Raw genomic sequence first — 2,159 nt, forward strand, 5'->3', positions numbered from 1 at the left:
CACCCCCTCTCGCCGCCACCGCGTGCGCGCACGCGAAAAGCCCCTCCGGGATCTCTCCCTGAGGGGCTTCGCTCTGTGTCCGAGGGGGGACTTGAACCCCCACGCCCGATAAAGGGCACTAGCACCTCAAGCTAGCGCGTCTGCCATTCCGCCACCCGGACAAGGTGTCTGCCGTTTTCCCGGGGTCTCCCCCGGCGACATCGATAACTCTACCAGGTCCCCGGGGTGCTCCTCACCTCCATAAGGCGTGGTCAGGCGGGGTGGCCGGGGCGGCCTCGCGGTCGCCCCGGCCGCAGGTCAGCGGTGCTTCCTCTCGCGCAGGGAGTGGAGGTGGGCGGAGGACTTCTTGGCGAACAGGAGGGAGTCCACGGGGTTGTCGTGCTCGACCTGCCAGTGGTGGGCGCGGCGGGCGTCGCGGGTGCGGTGGTTCACGGCGGTGAGGAAGCTCAGGTAGTCGATGTCGCCGTCGCCGACATCGGTCATGTCGTAGCCGTCGCGGGCCAGCTCGTCGTGCGTGCCGTCCTTCACGTGGAACAGCGGGTAGCGGTGCGGCTGCTTGAGGACGTAGTCGAGCGGTTCGAAGGGGGCGGGCTTGCCGTCGGGGGTCTTGGAGAAGCGGAACTGGCCGGTGTAGGCCCAGTAGATGTCCATCTCCAGGAAGACGAGGTCGGGGTCGGTCTCGGCGAGGAGCACGTCGTAGAGGCGCACGTGCGGCTGGTCGGAGGCGAAGCGGAACTCGTCGCCGTGGTTGTGCTGGTAGAACTTCATGCCCCGGCGGCGGGCGGCGGCGCCGTACTTGTTGAAGTCGGCGGCGGCGCGCTTCCAGGCGTCGACCGTGTCGCCGTAGCGGAAGGGGCCCGAGGCGGTGCCGATGTGCGGGAGGCCGAGGGTCTGGGCGTCGTCGAGGACCTGTTCCAGGTTCTGGGCGAAGGAGTAGGCGTCCGGGTTGTTGTCGTCGTAGTAGTTGACGTGGCTGCCGATGCCCTTGAGGCCGTGGTCCCGGGCGAGGCGGGCGAGCTGGCGCAGGGTGAGGGAGCCGGTGCCCTGCGTGTATCCGGCGTACTCGACCTCGTCGTAGCCGAAGCGCTCCAGCTCGTCGAAGACCCTGGCGAAGCCGAGCGAGGCGACCTTGTCGCGCAGCGAGTAGAGCTGGATGCCGAGCCGGCCCTTGGGCAGGGCGGGGACACCGCCGTGGCCGTGGCCGTGCCCGTGGCCGTGCGCGGCGGCCTGGCCGGTGCCCAGGCCGAGGAGGGCGGCGGCGCCGAGACCGGCGCCGACGCCGAGCATCCCTCTTCTGCTGAGGCGGGCGGAGAGTTCCTCGTCCACTGTCTTCTTGCGGCTCATGCGTGGTCTCCCTGGGAGGAAGGAGGGGTGAGGTGGTGGTGCGGTGGCGCCGGTGGGGGCGGGGTCAGGCCCCGTCCAGACCGGCGAGTCTGAGGAGGAGCGGCTTGACGTCGGTCGCCGCGAGGCGTCCGGTGGCCGCCGCCGGGTCGGAGCTGAGCAGCACGGGGCCCTCGTCCTCGCTGTCGGGCAGCCTCCCGTGGCTTCCCTGGACGGGGGCGGCGTCGAGCGGGACGACGGCCATGCGGTAGCGCATCCCGAGCTTCTTGCGCGCGAGGGCCCCGGCCGCCTTGAGGCGGACGTAGGGGTCCTCGGGGTCCATGAAGAGTTCGACGGGGTCGTAGCCGGGCTTGCGGTGGATCTCCACGAGCTGGGCGAAGTCGGGGGCGCGCGCCTCGTCGAGCCAGTAGTAGTACGTGAACCAGTGGCCCGGGGCCGCGACGGCGACGAGCTCGCCCGCGCGGGCGTGATCGATGCCGTGCGCCTTCTTGCCCTCGTCGTCCAGGAGTTCGCCGATGCCCTCGACGCCGGCGAGCGCCGCGCGGGTGGCCTCCAGGTCCTCGGGCCTGCGGACGTAGACGTGGGCGATCTGGTGGTCGGCGACGGCGAAGGCCCGCGAGGCCATCGGGTCGAGGTATTCCATGCCGTCCTGGGTGTGCACCTCCAGGAGCCCGGCCTCGCGCAGGGCGCGGTTGAGGTGCACGGGCCGGTCGGCCTTGGTGATGCCGTACTCGGACAGGGCGACGACGGTGCGGCCCTCGCGGCGGGCGTCCTCGATCAGCGGGGCGAGCGCGATGTCGAGTTCGGCGGCGGCGGCG

At 71.3% G+C, this 2,159-nt stretch carries 2 protein-coding genes and 1 tRNA gene; all 3 read right to left on the reverse strand.

Annotated features, from left to right (window positions below):
• Nucleotides 1–76 precede the first annotated feature (76 nt).
• A tRNA-Leu gene (locus SSBG_RS02900) sits at nucleotides 77–161 on the reverse strand.
• A 136-nt stretch (nucleotides 162–297) separates the two neighbouring features.
• Nucleotides 298–1,344, reverse strand: coding sequence for a sugar phosphate isomerase/epimerase family protein (locus SSBG_RS02905; protein WP_008744739.1), 1,047 nt, complete (start codon nucleotides 1,342–1,344; stop codon nucleotides 298–300).
• A 64-nt stretch (nucleotides 1,345–1,408) separates the two neighbouring features.
• Nucleotides 1,409–2,159 (reverse strand): alkaline phosphatase family protein (locus SSBG_RS02910; protein ID WP_008744740.1); only part of this gene is annotated, 751 nt, incomplete at its 5' end.

Origin of the sequence: Streptomyces sp. SPB074, assembly GCF_000154905.1 — a bacterium.
GTDB lineage: Bacteria > Actinomycetota > Actinomycetes > Streptomycetales > Streptomycetaceae > Streptomyces.

Bases quoted from the DNA above. Each gene is read 5' to 3' on its own strand.
- SSBG_RS02905 (WP_008744739.1), bottom strand. From the start codon at position 1,344: ATGAGCCGCAAGAAGACAGTGGACGAGGAACTCTCCGCCCGCCTCAGC.